The organism is Anaerobacillus sp. CMMVII, assembly GCF_025377685.1.
In the GTDB taxonomy this organism is placed as follows: Bacteria; Bacillota; Bacilli; order Bacillales; family Anaerobacillaceae; genus Anaerobacillus.
Map to the genome: position 1 here is coordinate 193,441 of NZ_JACEHK010000001.1, position 17,377 is coordinate 210,817.

Sequence of the window (17,377 nt, forward strand, 5' to 3'; positions counted from 1 at the left end):
GAGTAGTAATTTCCATAGCATTAACAACTCTCCATTGAATGAAACTAACGTAAAAAAGGAGGGGACTACATTGAATGTCATTACTACCTTTGAAGATCGTAGGCGAAAAAAACAATGGAATTTTGAACGACAAGTATTACGAAAACTTTCCTTATCTACAATAAGAGGCTACATTCATAATCATTTCCCTTCAGTTTTTGAACATCAAAAAACTGGTGGTAGCTTTGTCGAGGATATTTGTGTAGATTTTGCTATAGATTCCTATTTATTAGGTGCTGAATTTAGTCGCTTTGGCTATTTTGGTGAATCTGAGGTTTCTGTACGTAGGCGTTGCCAGGAGGAATATGTCGAGCATGTCAACCTTCTATATCACAAGCTGTCAGGTTTGCTTTTTCAAAACGACCAAGATGATAATTTTTATATGTTATGTGAAGCTTTTGTTCTTCATTGGTGGGATCAGGGCTTTCATGAAGGGGAAAAAAGATATCGAATGAAATTACACTAATTTAAGTTCATATTTTCCTTCTTGTCCCAATATACTGTATTGAGATGTAAGGAGGGGAATAGATGAGCAAGTGGTTGAAGGGTGGAGCTTTTGCAGCTGGATTTTTACTTTTATTATTCTATATTCAATTTCAATTTGTGAGTACAGACTCTGGATCATTATGGTCACTCCCGTTGTCAGGGAAAATAATTGTGATCGACGCAGGTCATGGTGGAATGGATGGAGGAGCCAGTTCTAAGCAGGGCCTTCTTGAAAAAGAGGTTTCTTTAGAAATTAGTTTAATACTTCGAGATTATTTACAAGAAGCAGGAGCTCTCGTTGTGATGTCTCGTGTGGAAGATACCGACTTAGCTGACCCTTCTACGAAAGGTGTTAGAAATCGCAAGGTTCAGGATCTAAAACGCAGAGTGCAACTTGTAAATGAAACCGGTGCGGATTTATTTTTATCTTTACACCTTAATGCAATTCCATCGCCACGTTGGTCAGGGGCACAAACTTTTTATAATCGGGCGATCGAAGAAAATGAAAAAGTTGCTAAATTCATTCAGGAAGAAATTAGAACGAATTTAGAGAATACGGATAGATTGGCTAAACCTATTAACAATGTCTATTTATTAAAGCATGCTCAAATTCCTGGTGCCCTTGTTGAAGTAGGATTTTTATCAAATCCAACTGAAGCTGAAATGCTTGATACTAAGGCTTATCAGCAAAAGGTAGCAGTTTCAATTTATCAAGGGATTATGAGGTATTTTACTAATGAGCCAGTTCCTACTTCGTAAGAGAGGACTGGCGTTTTTTAATCGTCACAATAAATTCACTATTTAAGCGTAAAATTCAATCATCTTATGATTTTGTGTTATACTAAAAATGAAATCGAATACATAAAGGCGGTGTTTTGCTTTGCTTACACAAGAACAAATATTAGATGCTTTAAAAACTGTAAAAGAACCATTTATAAATAAAAGCATTGTTGAAATTGATGCAGTAAAAGAAATTAAAATTAAAGAAGGTTTAGTAAGCGTAAAAATTGGAATTTCAAAAGTCGGTTCACCTGAACAAATGAAACTTCAGGGTGAAATCGTAAATGTAATTAAGCAAGCAGGTGCTGATTCAGTTGGATTGCGTTTTGAGCAATTGACGGATGAAGAACTTAGTAAATTGGGGATCGAGGCACCACAAGAAGTTAAATCATTATTAGATGAAGGTGTAAAAACGACTTTTATTGCTGTAACTAGTGGTAAGGGTGGCGTTGGTAAATCAACAGTTTCTGTGAACTTAGCAACTTCTTTAGCCCGTTTAGGCAAAAAAGTAGGAATTATTGATGCGGATATTTATGGCTTTAGTGTTCCTGATATGATGGGTATTGAAGATAAGCCAAAGGTCAAAGGAGAAAGAATTTTTCCAGTAAACCGTTTTGGTGTACAAGTTATTTCAATGGGCTTCTTTGTACATGATAACTCACCAATTATTTGGCGTGGTCCAATGTTAGGGAAGATGTTAAATAACTTCTTTACGCAAGTGGAGTGGGATGATCTAGATTATTTAATCTTAGATTTACCTCCTGGCACAGGTGACGTAGCATTAGATGTCCATCAAATGCTTCCAAGTAGTAAAGAGATCATTGTCACAACACCGCATCCTACGGCAGCATTTGTTGCTGCAAGAGCAGGAGTTATGGCCTTGAAGACGGATCATGAGATCTTAGGTGTTGTTGAAAACATGGCTTACTTTAAAAGTCAGTTAACGGGTGAAAAAGAATTTGTATTTGGTCAAGGTGGCGGAGAGCGTTTAGCAAAAGAATTACAAACGGAAATTCTAGCGCAAATTCCTCTTGGGCAGCCTGAAATTGATGAAAAAGACTTTGCGCCTTCAATTTACGATCCAGAACATCCAATTGGCCAGATCTATATGAAGATGGCTCAAAAGGTTATTAATAAAATTGAACAATAAAAGATCAAAAGACTCAACGCTTAAGAGCGTCGAGTCTTTTTTCTCAGTATTAATTTTGTCCTTCTTCGCCCTGTTTTTCACCTTCAGTTTCTTTTGCCTCTTTCTTCATTTGCTCACTAGCGACTTTCCCTAAAATGTCATTTACCTGTGCTTTAAAGTAAGGACTTTCAAATGCTTCAGCCATAATATTTGTTACTTGCTGACGATATTCTTTGCTTTTCATTAAGTCGAGGGAGGCTTTTTCCATTTCAGGGTCTTGTAAAATGTCCATCATCATACCTTGATATTCAGGGTCTTTCATTAAATTTTTAAGAACTTTTTCAACTTCTGTTTGTAGACTCTCAGCAAATGCTTTGGCAAATTCAGGTTCTTGCATAAGCTCTTGCCAAAACTCTTTCCCCTTTTCTGAAGTCAAGACCTGTTGAATGGTTTCCTTCACCAGCGCTTGTTCTAATACGATTTCTTGTTTAACCTCATCATCACTTAAGACTTCCTGGATAGATTTCTTTCCTTCGTCTGTCTTAAGCATGTCAACCATCATTTTTTTTGTACTTTCATAATCAGGTTGACTTCCTTGATCCTCTACAGCTGCACAGCCAGCTATTAGAATTACCGTAAATAGTAAGAGGAGCTTCTTAAGGTTTTTCAAGATCTTCGCCCCTTTCTGTATTATGTCATTTTTTAATATGAAGCAATGTTGTGGAATTTATCCAAAGAAGAGTAGAAATGAAAAAATATTCATTTCAGCATAGTGTTAGCTAATTTGTAAACTGTAATACTAGCTTTTTAATCAATATATTTGATACAATCAATTGGATAATTACTATAAATGGAGGAACAAACGTGAACTCAAGAAAGGTAGTTTATTTATTTTTTACAACATTACTAATAGGAGCTACTAGTGGTGCATTAGTAGGTTTTGTTTTAGATTGGAGAACATATTTTGACGGTCTAATGGCTGGAGAGGTCATCGATTTTATTCTTGTTATCGTTTGGTTATTTGGAATAGGGGCAATGTGGAGTTTAATTAGTCAGATGGGTTTCTTCGCTTATTTAACTGTTCATCGTTTTGCATTAGGGATTGTGAATGCAAAACTATGGAATATGATTCAAATCGTTATTATTGCTTTTGTCCTTCAAGGACTAGCCTACTTTCGATTCACATCATTTGCAGATGAGGGTGAAACAATATTTGGATTTATCCTAATCCCGTTACTATTATTAATCTACGGGCTTGTTGTTGCTTATATTAAAAGTAAACAAACTAATTTAGGTGCGTTTATTCCGGCTTTATTTTTTATGGTGGTTGTAACAACACTTGAGTGGCTTCCTGCTTTAAGAGTAAATGACCCTAAGTGGTTATGGGTGTACTTTACTCCTTTACTAGTAGCGAATACTTGGCAGTTATTAATATTACATCGACTTATCAATCGTAAATAAAGATAAGAGGCTGCTACATCGCAATAAGCGAATGTAGCAGCCTCTTTTATGTTATTTAACCTCAGAACTGTCAGTTTCTGTACTTGCTAGTAATTCTGAAACAGAAACAAAATCATACCCTTTACCCTTCAAGCGTTCAATAATTGTAGGTAAGGCTTTTTCTGTATGTTTGACTCGATCAGAAGCGTGGAATAGAACAATATCTCCGCCTGTTACATGATCTAATACATTTGAAATGACTTGTTCGACACCAGGATTTCCGTAATCTTTAGAATCAATACTCCAGTGAACGAGTTGATATTTTTGAGCTTCTGCTATTTTTAGAACCCTTTTGTCAAAGTTGCCATTAGGTGGTCGAAGGAGTTTTGGTGCCTTATCCGTTAGTTCAAACAGAACCTGGTGGGCTCTTTGAATGTCTTTTCTAATTTTGTCATCTTCCCATTGTGGATAGTCTTCATAACGGTAGCCATGACTTCCAATTTCATGACCATCTTTGACAATTCTTTCAACGATGTCAGGATGCCTTTCAGCCCAGGAAGCAGATAAAAAGAAAGTAGCATTATTAATCCCATTCTCTTTTAGAACGTCTAAAATAGGAATTGCTTTTTCTTCTCCCCAGCTAATATTAAAGGTTAGGGCGATTTTCTTTTCCTTTGTTTCTGCCTTATAAATTGCATTTGCTTCTGCTGTAGGTAAGAATACAGAAATCTGACTTCTCTCTACATACAAGATCCCCGCGGTAAAGAAAGCTGCTATTACAACGATCATATATTGCTTTATTTTTTTCCCGTTCCAAATCCAAATGAAGTTCATACGACCCCTCCTTGTCCATATCTCTGCATTATATGTATGCTTTTTTAAGACAAGATATGAATAAAAAGAGTGAAAGTAGAAAATAATTTCTCAGGAGCAGCTTTTCTTTTTACTAACTTTAGTACTTCTTCAAAGAAAGGAAGATTTTTATGTTAGGGCTTATGTTAAACAGCAAAGAAACACAAGAAATTGAATACATGTTAAAAAGAGAGTTAGAAGAGCTTTTATTAGATTTAACAGATACAAGAATTGATGGAATTGTAAAAAGAGCAATGGAAGAAAGGTATAAAATTATTTTTGGACTATATAAACGTTTTGCCTCACCTAAAGAGTGTTATAAATATATTAGAAGTAAGCGTCAGCGTTCTGAAAATGTGTAATAACCTTATTGACATCTCTTATTCTAAGATGTTACATTATTAACCGTCGCTGTTAAACTGATAACAAGCATCAAAAGGTTATTGACGATAGCCTGATAAAATGTTATATTAATCAAGTCGCTAAATTGAGTGACGGAAAAACGACTAAAAAAATGTTGACGAACCAAAGTAGTTCTGATACAATAAAATTCTTGTTGTTGAAAAACGACAACATAAATATCGTTCTTTGAAAACTGAACACACAGCCAAGCGAATTAAGAGATAGTAAATATCTCGTCAATGTAACAAATTTTTTTGAGCTATATCAAACACTTTTATGGAGAGTTTGATCCTGGCTCAGGACGAACGCTGGCGGCGTGCCTAATACATGCAAGTCGAGCGGACAATTGAGAGCTTGCTCTCAATTGTTAGCGGCGGACGGGTGAGTAACACGTGGGCAACCTGCCCTGTAGACTGGGATAACTTCGGGAAACCGAAGCTAATACCGGATAATCTTTTGAGTTACATGGCTCGAAAGTAAAAGTTGGGTTTACCTAACACTACAGGATGGGCCCGCGGCGCATTAGCTAGTTGGTAAGGTAATGGCTTACCAAGGCGACGATGCGTAGCCGACCTGAGAGGGTGATCGGCCACACTGGGACTGAGACACGGCCCAGACTCCTACGGGAGGCAGCAGTAGGGAATCTTCCGCAATGGACGAAAGTCTGACGGAGCAACGCCGCGTGAACGATGAAGGCCTTCGGGTCGTAAAGTTCTGTTGTTAGGGAAGAACAAGTACCGTTCAAATAGGGCGGTACCTTGACGGTACCTAACCAGAAAGCCACGGCTAACTACGTGCCAGCAGCCGCGGTAATACGTAGGTGGCAAGCGTTGTCCGGAATTATTGGGCGTAAAGCGCGCGCAGGCGGTCTCTTAAGTCTGATGTGAAAGCCCACGGCTCAACCGTGGAGGGTCATTGGAAACTGGGAAACTTGAGTGCAGAAGAGGAGAGTGGAATTCCATGTGTAGCGGTGAAATGCGTAGATATATGGAGGAACACCAGTGGCGAAGGCGACTCTCTGGTCTGTAACTGACGCTGAGGCGCGAAAGCGTGGGGAGCAAACAGGATTAGATACCCTGGTAGTCCACGCCGTAAACGATGAGTGCTAGGTGTTAGGGGTTTCGATGCCCTTAGTGCCGAAGTTAACACATTAAGCACTCCGCCTGGGGAGTACGACCGCAAGGTTGAAACTCAAAGGAATTGACGGGGCCCGCACAAGCAGTGGAGCATGTGGTTTAATTCGAAGCAACGCGAAGAACCTTACCAGGTCTTGACATCCTTTGACAACCCTAGAGATAGGGCTTTCCCCTTCGGGGGACAAAGTGACAGGTGGTGCATGGTTGTCGTCAGCTCGTGTCGTGAGATGTTGGGTTAAGTCCCGCAACGAGCGCAACCCTTGATCTTAGTTGCCAGCATTCAGTTGGGCACTCTAAGGTGACTGCCGGTGACAAACCGGAGGAAGGTGGGGATGACGTCAAATCATCATGCCCCTTATGACCTGGGCTACACACGTGCTACAATGGATGGTACAAAGGGCAGCAAAACCGCGAGGTTGAGCCAATCCCATAAAGCCATTCTCAGTTCGGATTGTAGGCTGCAACTCGCCTACATGAAGCCGGAATTGCTAGTAATCGCGGATCAGCATGCCGCGGTGAATACGTTCCCGGGCCTTGTACACACCGCCCGTCACACCACGAGAGTTTGTAACACCCGAAGTCGGTGGGGTAACGCAATATGCGAGCCAGCCGCCTAAGGTGGGACAGATGATTGGGGTGAAGTCGTAACAAGGTAGCCGTATCGGAAGGTGCGGCTGGATCACCTCCTTTCTATGGAGTTAAAACTCTAGTCGATGCTTTTCTTAGGAAAAGTACGCTGACGCTGTGTTTCAGTTTTGAGAGAATGATCTCTCAATTAAATAGTTAACTGCTCAATATTCATTATTGTGCTCCTGCGGTACTCCTTGCGTCGTATCCTCGTCGCAAAGCTGCATGAAGCTAATCAATAAAGCATCACACGATGTGATTGAGGTCAGTTGCTTTGTTCCTTGAAAACTAGATAACAACTAACACATTTAAGTTTTACCGGAAAGTTTGTAAAAGCTTTTGAGTAAACTTGAGTAGTCAAGAATTCAATTCGACGTAAAATCCTTTTAACAGGTAATTTTTCGAAAGAAGCAAGAAGATCGAGGAGCCGATTGAGTCAATCACCGGAGTGTACATAAACCGTACATGAGGATGATTGAGGAATGAAGGCGACGAAGATATTCGCCGCTTATTGCGAAAAATTTAGGTTAAGTTAGAAAGGGCGCACGGTGGATGCCTTGGCACTAGGAGCCGAAGAAGGACGTGACGAACAACGATATGCCTCGGGGAGCTGTAAGTAAGCTTTGATCCGGGGATTTCCGAATGGGGGAACCCACCATCCGTAATGGGATGGTACCCATAGCTGAATACATAGGCTATGAGGAGGCAGACCTGGGGAACTGAAACATCTAAGTACCCAGAGGAAGAGAAAGAAATTATCGATTTCCTGAGTAGCGGCGAGCGAAACGGAAACAGCCCAAACCAAGGGGCTTGCCCCTTGGGGTTGTAGGACACTCTACACGGAGTTACAAAGAAACGAAGTAGACGAAGCGATCTGGAAAGGTCCGCGAAACAAGGGTAACAGCCCTGTAATCGAAACTTCGTTTCCTCCAGAGTGTATCCTGAGTACGGCGGGACACGTGAAACCCCGTCGGAATCCGGGAGGACCATCTCCCAAGGCTAAATACTTCCTAGTGACCGATAGTGAACCAGTACCGTGAGGGAAAGGTGAAAAGCACCCCGGGAGGGGAGTGAAAGAGATCCTGAAACCGTGTGCCTACAAGTAGTTGGAGCCCATTTACGGGTGACAGCGTGCCTTTTGTAGAATGAACCGGCGAGTTACGATTACGTGCAAGGTTAAGCTGAAGAGGCGGAGCCGCAGCGAAAGCGAGTCTGAATAGGGCGAATGAGTACGTGGTCGTAGACCCGAAACCGTGTGATCTACCCATGTCCAGGGTGAAGTTCAGGTAACACTGAATGGAGGCCCGAACCCACGCACGTTGAAAAGTGCGGGGATGAGGTGTGGGTAGGGGTGAAATGCCAATCGAACTCGGAGATAGCTGGTTCTCCCCGAAATAGCTTTAGGGCTAGCCTCGAGGGAAGAGTATTGGAGGTAGAGCACTGATTGGACTAGGGGTCCCCACAGGATTACCGAATTCAGTCAAACTCCGAATGCCAAATACTTATCCTCGGGAGTCAGACTGCGAGTGCTAAGATCCGTAGTCAAGAGGGAAACAGCCCAGACCATCAGCTAAGGTCCCAAAGTATACGTTAAGTGGAGAAGGATGTGGAGTTGCCCAGACAACCAGGATGTTGGCTTAGAAGCAGCCACCATTTAAAGAGTGCGTAATAGCTCACTGGTCGAGTGACTCTGCGCCGAAAATGTACCGGGGCTAAACGTATCACCGAAGCTATGGATTGCGCACCTGGTGCGCAGTGGTAGGGGAGCGTTCTAAGTGCAGCGAAGTCAGACCGGAAGGACTGGTGGAGCGCTTAGAAGTGAGAATGCCGGTATGAGTAGCGAAAAGAGGGGTGAGAATCCCCTCCGTCGAAAGCCCAAGGTTTCCTGAGGAAGGCTCGTCCGCTCAGGGTAAGTCGGGACCTAAGCCGAGGCTGAAAAGCGTAGGCGATGGACAACAGGTTGAAATTCCTGTACCACCTCCTCACCGTTTGAGCAATGGGGGGACGCAGAAAGGTAGGGTAAGCGCACTGATGGATATGTGCGTCCAAGCAGTTAGGCTGAGAAGTAGGCAAATCCGCTTCTCGCGAAGGCTGAGCTGTGATGGCGAGCGAAATTTAAGTAGCGAAGTTCCTGATCCTACACTGCCAAGAAAAGCCTCTAGCGAGGTGAGAGGTGCCCGTACCGCAAACCGACACAGGTAGGCGAGAAGAGAATTCTAAGACGCTCGGGAGAACTCTCGTTAAGGAACTCGGCAAAATGACCCCGTAACTTCGGGAGAAGGGGTGCTCTGATAGGGTGTTAAAGCCCGAGAGAGCCGCAGTGAATAGATCCAAGCGACTGTTTAGCAAAAACACAGGTCTCTGCGAAGCCGCAAGGCGAAGTATAGGGGCTGACACCTGCCCGGTGCTGGAAGGTTAAGAGGAGGGGTTATCCGTAAGGAGAAGCTCTGAATTGAAGCCCCAGTAAACGGCGGCCGTAACTATAACGGTCCTAAGGTAGCGAAATTCCTTGTCGGGTAAGTTCCGACCCGCACGAATGGTGTAACGATTTGGATACTGTCTCAACGAGAGACCCGGTGAAATTATATTACCTGTGAAGATGCAGGTTACCCGCGACAGGACGGAAAGACCCCATGGAGCTTTACTGTAGCTTGATATTGGATTTTGGTACAATTTGTACAGGATAGGTAGGAGCCTGAGAACCCGGAGCGCCAGCTTCGGTGGAGGCGTCGGTGGGATACTACCCTGATTGTATTGAAATTCTAACCTAGGACCGTGATCCGGTTCGGGGACAGTGTCAGGTGGGCAGTTTGACTGGGGCGGTCGCCTCCTAAACAGTAACGGAGGCGCCCAAAGGTTCCCTCAGAATGGTTGGAAATCATTCGTAGAGTGCAAAGGCAAAAGGGAGCTTGACTGCGAGACCTACAAGTCGAGCAGGGACGAAAGTCGGGCTTAGTGATCCGGTGGTTCCGCATGGAAGGGCCATCGCTCAACGGATAAAAGCTACCCTGGGGATAACAGGCTTATCTCCCCCAAGAGTCCACATCGACGGGGAGGTTTGGCACCTCGATGTCGGCTCATCGCATCCTGGGGCTGAAGTAGGTCCCAAGGGTTGGGCTGTTCGCCCATTAAAGCGGTACGCGAGCTGGGTTCAGAACGTCGTGAGACAGTTCGGTCCCTATCCGTCGCGGGCGTAGGAAATTTGAGAGGAGCTGTCCTTAGTACGAGAGGACCGGGATGGACACACCGCTGGTGTACCAGTTGTTCCGCCAGGAGCATAGCTGGGTAGCTACGTGTGGAAGGGATAAGTGCTGAAAGCATCTAAGCATGAAGCCCCCCTCGAGATGAGATTTCCCTTGGAGTTAATCCAGTAAGACCCCTTAAAGATGATGAGGTTGATAGGTCTCGGGTGGAAGCACGGCGACGTGTGGAGCTGAGAGATACTAATCGGTCGAGGACTTATCCTATAAATAAGTTTAGAGTGATGAGTGTTGAGTTTTGAGTTGCGTGAGTAGCTCGAAGCAGTAAATACCAAATTCTAAATAAACGGATTGAATTTTACTCAAGTCTTAAATGTGTGTTATCTAGTTTTCAGGGAATGATTTTTTCTATAAAATAAGCTGGTTGACCTGTTAAGGTCAGTTGCTTTTTTTGACGGAAAGAACTAAAAGGTATTGACATAGATGAAAATATGTTTTATCATATCAATTGTCTATGTTGTTATACAAGTTTGGTGGCGATAGCGAAGAGGTCACACTCGTTCCCATGCCGAACACGATCGTTAAGCTCTTCAGCGCCGATGGTAGTTGGGGGTTTCCCCCTGTGAGAGTAGGACGTCGCCAAGCAAATTCCTTGTATCTACTTATATTGATAATGGACTATTAAATCATTCCACAGTAGCTCAGTGGTAGAGCAATCGGCTGTTAACCGATCGGTCGTAGGTTCGAGTCCTACCTGTGGAGCCATGCTTCCATAGCTCAGTAGGTAGAGCACTTCCATGGTAAGGAAGGGGTCGTCGGTTCAAATCCGGTTGGAAGCTCCATTTTCATATTCATGGCCCGTTGGTCAAGCGGTTAAGACACCGCCCTTTCACGGCGGTAACACGGGTTCGAATCCCGTACGGGTCACCATTTACTATTGATATATTTAATACTTCGGAGGATTAGCTCAGCTGGGAGAGCACCTGCCTTACAAGCAGGGGGTCGGCGGTTCGAACCCGTCATCCTCCACCAAATTTTCTTCGCAGCATAGTGGAGCAAAATAACTTACTTTAATATGCCGGCCTAGCTCAATTGGTAGAGCAACTGACTTGTAATCAGTAGGTTGGGGGTTCAAGTCCTCTGGCCGGCACTCGTGAACAACAGCAATGTGGAGGGGTAGCGAAGTGGCTAAACGCGGCGGACTGTAAATCCGCTCCCTCCGGGTTCGGCGGTTCGAATCCGTCCCCCTCCACCATTCTTTCATTGGGCTATAGCCAAGCGGTAAGGCAACGGACTTTGACTCCGTCATTCTCTGGTTCGAATCCAGATAGCCCAGCCATTATTATTCGAGCCATTAGCTCAGTTGGTAGAGCATCTGACTTTTAATCAGAGGGTCGAAGGTTCGAATCCTTCATGGCTCATCAGTTTTAAAACTTTCCATAATGCGGAAGTAGTTCAGTGGTAGAACACCACCTTGCCAAGGTGGGGGTCGCGAGTTCGAACCTCGTCTTCCGCTCCAAAGCAACTACGTCGAATAAACATCTTTGCAGCTTTGCGACGAGCAAACGAAGTGGCGCAGGAGCATTGCATTTCATTATATTTTAAATTACTGCGGGTGTAGTTTAGTGGTAAAACCTCAGCCTTCCAAGCTGATGTTGTGAGTTCGATTCTCATCACCCGCTCCAAATGGGGCCTTAGCTCAGCTGGGAGAGCGCCTGCCTTGCACGCAGGAGGTCAGCGGTTCGATCCCGCTAGGCTCCACCATACATATTACAATGAAAAACCCTAGGATAACCTAGGGTTTTATTTTTCTTGCGCTATTTTATTGAACACGTTTAAGAGCTTGTCCAATCTAGTGCTAGCATCAACTACTTCATCAGAACTTAGGGGATAGTCATATGCTAGCTTGATCATATGCTTTCGTGCAATTTCGATTTCTTCCAGCATAATATCGTTATTGTAGTTTTTCTTCATGATTCAATCCCTCCTAGTATTTTTTATACCCTGGATAAAAAAAGCAAAACGTATTTCTTCAAAATTGTGGAATTTTATTTTTATCATGTTAAAATTAAGTTTGTTTGAAACTTATTTAAGTGTTGTTCGTAAATAGAGTAACCGCATAGAAGCGGAGGTAAAAAAAGTATGGACACATTAGTAAAGCGCATAATACAAAATGTAAAAAAAGGTGACCAACAAGCATTTGCTGAGCTAGTCGAGCTCTATAAGGATAAAGTTTATCAAATTTCCTATCGAATGGTTGGTAATGTTCATGAAGCACAAGACATTGCTCAAGAAGCGTTTCTTAGGGCTTATATGAATATTGAAACATATGATACAAATCGGAAGTTTTCAACTTGGTTATTCCGTATTGTGACAAACCTATCGATCGACCGACTCAGAAAGAAAAAACCAGACTTTTATCTTGATCAAGAAATTAGTGGAACAGAGGGATTAACACTTGCGTCCCAAATTGCTGCAGCTGATGAACTACCGGAAGATTTAGTGATTACACATGAACTACAAGATTGGATACAAGGAGAAATATTAAAGTTACCAACTAAATATCGTTCGGCTATTATTTTGAAGTATATTGAGGACCTTTCATTGAAGGAAATAAGTGAGATTTTAGATCTTCCTATCGCAACGGTTAAAACAAGAATTCACCGTGGGCGAGAAGCACTTAGGAAACGATTAAGCAATGTATAAAGGAGAGAGGATCAATGAATTGTGAAAAAGAAATATTCTCCTTAATTCACAAGTATTTGGATGAAGAGGTTAATGATATTGAACGTAAACAGTTGAATAGTCATTTACGAGAATGTGAAAAGTGCCGAACACACATGAGCGAATTAAAAAAATCAATTGCCTTCATTCAAAGCTCTTCGCATATTGTAGCGCCAACAGATTTCACCAATCTTGTCATGAAGCAATTACCACAACAAAAGCCTTCTGTTAATTGGAAGCGTTGGATGAAAAGACATCCGATCTTTGTTGCTGCATCTATATTTGTCATCCTTATGGCTACCAGTATGTTTTCCATGTGGACTGATGGTGGCGAGAAGCTTTCCGTAACTGGGCAAGCAAACTTAATTATTGATAAGGAGAGAAATATTGTTGTTGTTCCTGAAGGAGAGGTAGTTGAAGGGGATCTACTAATTAGAAATGGTAGCATTCAAGTAGATGGACAAGTGAATGGGAATCTTACTGTTGTTAACGGTCATAAATATATGGCTTCAGCAGGGCAGGTAGCAGGAAATATAGAAGAGATTAATGAGGGGTTAGAATGGCTTTGGTATAATATAAAATCATTCTTCTCTGAGGTTGTAAATATCTTTGAAAATAAAAAAGAATAATGTTATTTAAGTGTCACTGTCCATAAACTATGGAGGAGACACTTTTTTCATCTTCCTTGAAAGTAGAAATACTATTCATGGGGGTGTAGCTGATATAGTAATGATGATATGGTATAATATAAAAGTTATAAACCTCATAATAAAGAATCTTTGTTTGGAGGAAAAAAGATGCAGTTTTTTGAAGATATTCAACTTCTTACTATAATAAGAGTTGCTGTAGATATACTACTTGTTACATTTGTAATATATAAACTTATCATGATCATTCGTGGAACGAGAGCGGTACAGCTCCTTAAAGGGATTACGGTTATACTAGCTGTCTGGTTTTTGAGTGGACAATTAGGATTACATACACTTAGGTGGATTATGTCCCAAGCTGTCATTTATGGTTTGTTAGCAATTATCATTATTTTTCAGCCTGAACTTCGGCGAGCTTTAGAGCAATTAGGTAGAGGGAAATTTTTAGCCCGGTCAAGTTCAATTGACGACCTAGAAGTCGAAAAGGCTGTTGATGAAATTGTCAAAGCTTCTATTTATATGGGGAAACGTCGTATTGGTGCGTTAATCTCGATTGAGCGAGAAACAGGAATGAATGATTATATTGAAACAGGGATTGCTGTGCAGGGGAAATTAACGTCTGAATTGCTAATAAATATTTTTATTCCCAATACACCATTACATGATGGAGCAGTAATTATAAAAAATCAGCAAATAATGGCAGCTGGTTGTTATTTACCTTTGTCAGAAGATCCTTTTATTTCGAAAGAGTTAGGGACGAGGCATAGAGCTGCATTAGGAATAAGTGAGGTAACTGATAGTATTACCTTGGCTGTTTCTGAAGAAACTGGTCATATTTCTGTAACGAAAAATGGTGAGTTGCACCGAAATCTTGATGAAGAAGCATTAAAAGAGTTACTAAAGCAAGAGCTTGTAACAAATGTAAAAGCCAACTCTACTTCACTTTGGCAGTGGGGAGGGAAGAAAAATGGATAGATTGTATAATGACCCCTGGTTTGTGAAAGCTATCTCCTTTTTTATAGCAGTGATGCTTTTCGCTATTGTAAATTTTGATAATGCAAATAATCAACCAGGTGCGCTACCAAATATCACAAATGGATCGTATACGATAGAGGAAGTTCCTCTAAATGTTTATTATAACGAAGAAGAATACGCCATTACTGAAATTGTTGATCATGTTCAGGTGAATTTAAGGGGACCTCAAAATGTCCTAACTTTTTTCCAAATTGCACGACCTTCCTATGATGTGTTTATTGATCTACGTAATTTAGGAACAGGGACCCATGAAGTCAATGTACAACATCGTAATTTTCCAAATGAGTTAACGGTAAACATTGTCCCTGAAAAAGTAACGGTCTCAATTGAAGAAAAAAGAACGATTTCAATCCCAGTCGATATAGAATTACTCAATAAATCAGCATTACCAGGTGGATATACATTAGGGACACCAATTGTAAATCCAGTGAATGTAGAGATTACAGCAGCTGAAAGCATTATTAGTCAAGTTGGATTTGCAAAAGGGTTTGTCGATGTTAATGGCTCTAATGAAACAATAGAGAAGAGTGTTCCAGTAAAAGTCTATGATCAGCATGGCAATGAGCTTCACATTGATGTTAATCCAACGGTAGTCGACGTGAAAGTGCCAATCATAAGTCCAAATAAGGATGTCCCACTTAAGATTAATCGTCTTGGTGAGTTGCCAGAGGGGTTTAGTATAAAAACAATTAATACGGATCCTAAAGACGTTACAATTTTTGGACCAATAGATGTGATTAATCAAATAAGTGTAATTGAAGGGATAGAAGTGGATTTATCGACAATTACTGAAAATAAAATTCTTGAGGTTGAGATTCCAATTCCACCAGGAGTGGAAAAAGTGACTCCAGCCGTAGTAAAAGTAGTGATAGAAGTAGACATAGAAGAGGAAATAGTGATCACTGACATTCCTATAGGTGTCATAGGGAAAAGGGATCAAGTAGAAGTTGCGTTTGTCTTACCAGAGCAAGAGTTAATTACAATTATCGTTAAAGGATCGCCAACGACAATTCAACGTTTACGAAAAGAAGATTTAAATGTGCACATTGATGTTAATCAATTACCTATTGGAGAACATGATGTACCTCTACAGGTTACTGGTCATCAAAATGTAAAATTCACTTTGCCCTTTAACAATGTAAGGGTAAATATATCAGAAGTTTTGAGTGCTGAGGAAGAAGAGACCGAAAGCATTACTGAAGCCAACGATGAAACAACGTAAAAATTAGCTATTATTTGCATGTAAATCTAAGGAGAGATATGAAATGGGAAAATATTTTGGAACAGATGGAGTCAGAGGAGTTGCTAACACTGAACTGACACCAGAACTAGCATTTAAGCTTGGGAGATTTGGTGGATATGTCTTAACGAAAAATACAGATAAGCCTAAAGTATTAATTGGACGGGACACTCGCATCTCTGGGCATATGCTTGAAGGAGCTTTGGTAGCTGGTCTTCTTTCCATAGGTGCAGAAGTAATGCGATTAGGAGTCATCTCAACACCAGGAGTTGCCTATTTAACGAAAGCTATTAGTGCACATGCAGGAGTGATGATTTCTGCTTCGCACAATCCAGTTGCAGACAATGGTATTAAGTTTTTTGGTCCAGATGGTTATAAGCTATTAGACCACCAAGAGGAAGAAATTGAAAAGCTTTTGGATAAAGAAGTAGATGAGTTGCCACGTCCAGTCGGAGCTAATGTTGGTCAACTAAATGATTACTTCGAAGGTGGACAAAAGTATTTACAATTTCTAAAGCAAACTGTTGAAGAGGATTTTACAGGGATCCATATAGCTTTGGATTGCGCGAACGGGGCAGCATCGTCACTGGCTCCTCATCTATTTGCAGATTTAGAAGCGGACATCTCAACAATTGGAACCAGTCCAAATGGAACAAATATTAATGATGGGGTTGGCTCAACACATCCTGAGAAATTAGCTCAGTTTGTGCTCGATAGAAAAGCTGATATTGGATTAGCTTTCGATGGTGATGCGGATCGGTTAATTGCGATTGATGAAAATGGCCATATTGTTGATGGTGATCAGATTATGTATATTTGTGCAAGGTACTTTAAAGAGCAGGGCAGATTGAAACATCAAACAGTAGTTTCAACGGTTATGAGTAATTTAGGGTTTTATAAGGCGATTGAAGAGGCAAAGATTGATGCGCGACAAACCGCTGTTGGTGATCGTTATGTGATGGAGGAAATGAGAAAGGGCGGCTACAATTTAGGTGGTGAGCAATCCGGACACATTATTTTCCTTGATTACAACACAACTGGAGATGGTTTATTATCCGCACTGCAGTTAGTTAATATTATGAAGGTAACTCAAAAGCCTCTGTCCGAGCTCGCATCAGGAATGAAGAAATTCCCACAAACTCTTGTTAACATTCGAGTTGAGGACAAGCAAGCGATGTTAACGAATGAAGTTATTAATGATAAAATCCGTCGAGTAGAAGAAGCGATGGGTGGAGAAGGTCGTATTCTCGTTCGTCCTTCTGGAACAGAACCTCTTGTTCGCGTTATGGCAGAAGCTCCTACACAAGAGCTTTGTGATCAATATGTACAAGAAATTGTTGATGTAGTGAAAAAGGAAATGGGAACTGAGTAAAGGGTAAATAAAGCAAAGGGCCAATGCTCTTTGCTTTTCTTATTGTAAGGAAATTATATGGCTTTGGATAAGTTTAATTATAGTGATAGTCTAGCTCCACCTCCCAGCCGAGGTCAGTATCCTTTGTCGGGGCTAAGCGTGGAAAAAGCACAGTATCAGTATCCTTTTTCCTAGACGTCTTGCGCTTTTCTTATTTCACGGTGCACAAAACAAGTGCTACGTGCATATTTTTGTAATAAGCCTTTGCACTAAAAATTAGTTTGTATTT

Annotated in this window: 13 protein-coding genes, 11 tRNA genes and 3 rRNA genes; 24 read left to right on the forward strand and 3 right to left on the reverse strand. The window is 41.5% G+C overall.

Annotation, left to right across the window (positions count from 1 at the left end):
- Positions 1–70: 70 nt before the first annotated feature.
- From H1D32_RS01060 to H1D32_RS01070, 3 genes are all read left to right on the forward strand, one after another.
- On the forward strand, positions 71–505 hold the full coding sequence (locus H1D32_RS01060) for a YbaK family protein (protein WP_261176353.1): 435 nt from the start codon (positions 71–73) through the stop codon (positions 503–505).
- A gap of 62 nt (positions 506–567) precedes the next feature.
- Positions 568–1,284, forward strand: coding sequence for an N-acetylmuramoyl-L-alanine amidase CwlD (gene cwlD / locus H1D32_RS01065; RefSeq protein ID WP_261176354.1), 717 nt, complete (start codon positions 568–570; stop codon positions 1,282–1,284).
- Between the two features lie 121 nt (positions 1,285–1,405).
- A complete protein-coding gene (locus tag H1D32_RS01070; RefSeq protein WP_261176355.1) occupies positions 1,406–2,455 on the forward strand; it encodes an Mrp/NBP35 family ATP-binding protein in 1,050 nt (349 codons plus the stop codon).
- Positions 2,456–2,504: 49 nt separating this feature from the next.
- On the opposite strand, the gene gerD is transcribed toward H1D32_RS01070, so the two are convergent.
- Entirely contained in the window at positions 2,505–3,104 is a 600-nt protein-coding gene (gene gerD, locus H1D32_RS01075) for a spore germination lipoprotein GerD (RefSeq protein WP_261176356.1), read from the reverse strand.
- Positions 3,105–3,298: 194 nt separating this feature from the next.
- Between gerD and H1D32_RS01080 the strand changes: the two genes are divergently transcribed.
- Positions 3,299–3,895 (forward strand): KinB-signaling pathway activation protein, encoded by a 597-nt coding sequence (locus H1D32_RS01080; protein WP_261176357.1) that lies wholly within the window; start codon positions 3,299–3,301, stop codon positions 3,893–3,895.
- A 51-nt stretch (positions 3,896–3,946) separates the two neighbouring features.
- On the opposite strand, the gene pdaB is transcribed toward H1D32_RS01080, so the two are convergent.
- The gene (pdaB, locus tag H1D32_RS01085; RefSeq protein WP_261176358.1) at positions 3,947–4,708 is read right to left on the reverse strand and encodes a polysaccharide deacetylase family sporulation protein PdaB; all 762 of its coding nucleotides are present in this window, start codon (positions 4,706–4,708) and stop codon (positions 3,947–3,949) included.
- 149 nt (positions 4,709–4,857) lie between these two features.
- On the opposite strand from pdaB, the gene H1D32_RS01090 reads away from it, so the two are divergent.
- From H1D32_RS01090 to H1D32_RS01160, 15 genes are all read left to right on the forward strand, one after another.
- Positions 4,858–5,088: a hypothetical protein gene (locus tag H1D32_RS01090; RefSeq protein ID WP_261176359.1), complete on the forward strand. Its 231-nt coding sequence runs from the start codon at positions 4,858–4,860 to the stop codon at positions 5,086–5,088.
- 313 nt (positions 5,089–5,401) lie between these two features.
- A 16S ribosomal RNA gene (locus tag H1D32_RS01095) occupies positions 5,402–6,954 on the forward strand.
- 462 nt (positions 6,955–7,416) lie between these two features.
- Positions 7,417–10,358, forward strand: a 23S ribosomal RNA gene (locus tag H1D32_RS01100).
- A gap of 262 nt (positions 10,359–10,620) precedes the next feature.
- Positions 10,621–10,736 (forward strand): 5S ribosomal RNA (rrf, locus tag H1D32_RS01105).
- The 16S, 23S and 5S rRNA genes sit together here with 11 tRNA genes alongside, the layout of an rRNA operon.
- Before the next feature lie 45 nt (positions 10,737–10,781).
- A tRNA-Asn gene (locus tag H1D32_RS01110) sits at positions 10,782–10,856 on the forward strand.
- 1 nt (position 10,857) lies between these two features.
- Positions 10,858–10,933, forward strand: a tRNA-Thr gene (locus H1D32_RS01115).
- A 13-nt stretch (positions 10,934–10,946) separates the two neighbouring features.
- A tRNA-Glu gene (locus tag H1D32_RS01120) sits at positions 10,947–11,021 on the forward strand.
- A 26-nt stretch (positions 11,022–11,047) separates the two neighbouring features.
- Positions 11,048–11,123: transfer RNA gene (locus tag H1D32_RS01125), tRNA-Val, on the forward strand.
- A 45-nt stretch (positions 11,124–11,168) separates the two neighbouring features.
- Positions 11,169–11,241, forward strand: a tRNA-Thr gene (locus H1D32_RS01130).
- Between the two features lie 20 nt (positions 11,242–11,261).
- Positions 11,262–11,346: transfer RNA gene (locus H1D32_RS01135), tRNA-Tyr, on the forward strand.
- A gap of 9 nt (positions 11,347–11,355) precedes the next feature.
- Positions 11,356–11,430, forward strand: a tRNA-Gln gene (locus H1D32_RS01140).
- Between the two features lie 9 nt (positions 11,431–11,439).
- Positions 11,440–11,512: transfer RNA gene (locus H1D32_RS01145), tRNA-Lys, on the forward strand.
- A gap of 23 nt (positions 11,513–11,535) precedes the next feature.
- Positions 11,536–11,610: transfer RNA gene (locus H1D32_RS01150), tRNA-Gly, on the forward strand.
- Between the two features lie 92 nt (positions 11,611–11,702).
- A tRNA-Gly gene (locus H1D32_RS01155) sits at positions 11,703–11,776 on the forward strand.
- Positions 11,777–11,779: 3 nt separating this feature from the next.
- Positions 11,780–11,855 (forward strand) — tRNA-Ala (locus H1D32_RS01160).
- A 39-nt stretch (positions 11,856–11,894) separates the two neighbouring features.
- Here H1D32_RS01160 and H1D32_RS01165 read toward each other — a convergent pair.
- Positions 11,895–12,065: an aspartyl-phosphate phosphatase Spo0E family protein gene (locus H1D32_RS01165; protein ID WP_261176360.1), complete on the reverse strand. Its 171-nt coding sequence runs from the start codon at positions 12,063–12,065 to the stop codon at positions 11,895–11,897.
- A 168-nt stretch (positions 12,066–12,233) separates the two neighbouring features.
- Here H1D32_RS01165 and sigW point away from each other — a divergent pair, with 168 nt between their 5' ends.
- From sigW to glmM, 5 genes are all read left to right on the forward strand, one after another.
- Positions 12,234–12,797 carry an RNA polymerase sigma factor SigW gene (sigW, locus tag H1D32_RS01170; protein WP_261176361.1) on the forward strand — a complete coding sequence of 188 codons (564 nt, stop codon included), beginning with the start codon at positions 12,234–12,236 and terminating at the stop codon, positions 12,795–12,797.
- A 14-nt stretch (positions 12,798–12,811) separates the two neighbouring features.
- Positions 12,812–13,444, forward strand: coding sequence for an anti-sigma factor family protein (locus H1D32_RS01175; protein ID WP_261176362.1), 633 nt, complete (start codon positions 12,812–12,814; stop codon positions 13,442–13,444).
- Between the two features lie 168 nt (positions 13,445–13,612).
- Positions 13,613–14,437, forward strand: coding sequence for a diadenylate cyclase CdaA (cdaA, locus tag H1D32_RS01180; RefSeq protein ID WP_261176363.1), 825 nt, complete (start codon positions 13,613–13,615; stop codon positions 14,435–14,437).
- Complete coding sequence (locus H1D32_RS01185) at positions 14,430–15,719, forward strand: CdaR family protein (RefSeq protein WP_261176364.1); 1,290 nt, start codon at positions 14,430–14,432, stop codon at positions 15,717–15,719. The genes cdaA and H1D32_RS01185 overlap by 8 nt, the downstream gene beginning before the upstream one ends.
- A 43-nt stretch (positions 15,720–15,762) precedes the next feature.
- A complete protein-coding gene (glmM, locus tag H1D32_RS01190; protein WP_261176366.1) occupies positions 15,763–17,109 on the forward strand; it encodes a phosphoglucosamine mutase in 1,347 nt (448 codons plus the stop codon).
- Positions 17,110–17,377 lie beyond the last annotated feature (268 nt).

Bases quoted from the DNA above. Each gene is read 5' to 3' on its own strand.
- pdaB (WP_261176358.1), bottom strand. From the start codon at position 4,708: ATGAACTTCATTTGGATTTGGAACGGGAAAAAAATAAAGCAATATATG.
- cdaA (WP_261176363.1), top strand. From the start codon at position 13,613: ATGCAGTTTTTTGAAGATATTCAACTTCTTACTATAATAAGAGTTGCT.
- H1D32_RS01185 (WP_261176364.1), top strand. From the start codon at position 14,430: ATGGATAGATTGTATAATGACCCCTGGTTTGTGAAAGCTATCTCCTTT.
- H1D32_RS01175 (WP_261176362.1), top strand. From the start codon at position 12,812: ATGAATTGTGAAAAAGAAATATTCTCCTTAATTCACAAGTATTTGGAT.
- glmM (WP_261176366.1), top strand. From the start codon at position 15,763: ATGGGAAAATATTTTGGAACAGATGGAGTCAGAGGAGTTGCTAACACT.
- cwlD (WP_261176354.1), top strand. From the start codon at position 568: ATGAGCAAGTGGTTGAAGGGTGGAGCTTTTGCAGCTGGATTTTTACTT.
- sigW (WP_261176361.1), top strand. From the start codon at position 12,234: ATGGACACATTAGTAAAGCGCATAATACAAAATGTAAAAAAAGGTGAC.
- H1D32_RS01090 (WP_261176359.1), top strand. From the start codon at position 4,858: ATGTTAGGGCTTATGTTAAACAGCAAAGAAACACAAGAAATTGAATAC.
- H1D32_RS01165 (WP_261176360.1), bottom strand. From the start codon at position 12,065: ATGAAGAAAAACTACAATAACGATATTATGCTGGAAGAAATCGAAATT.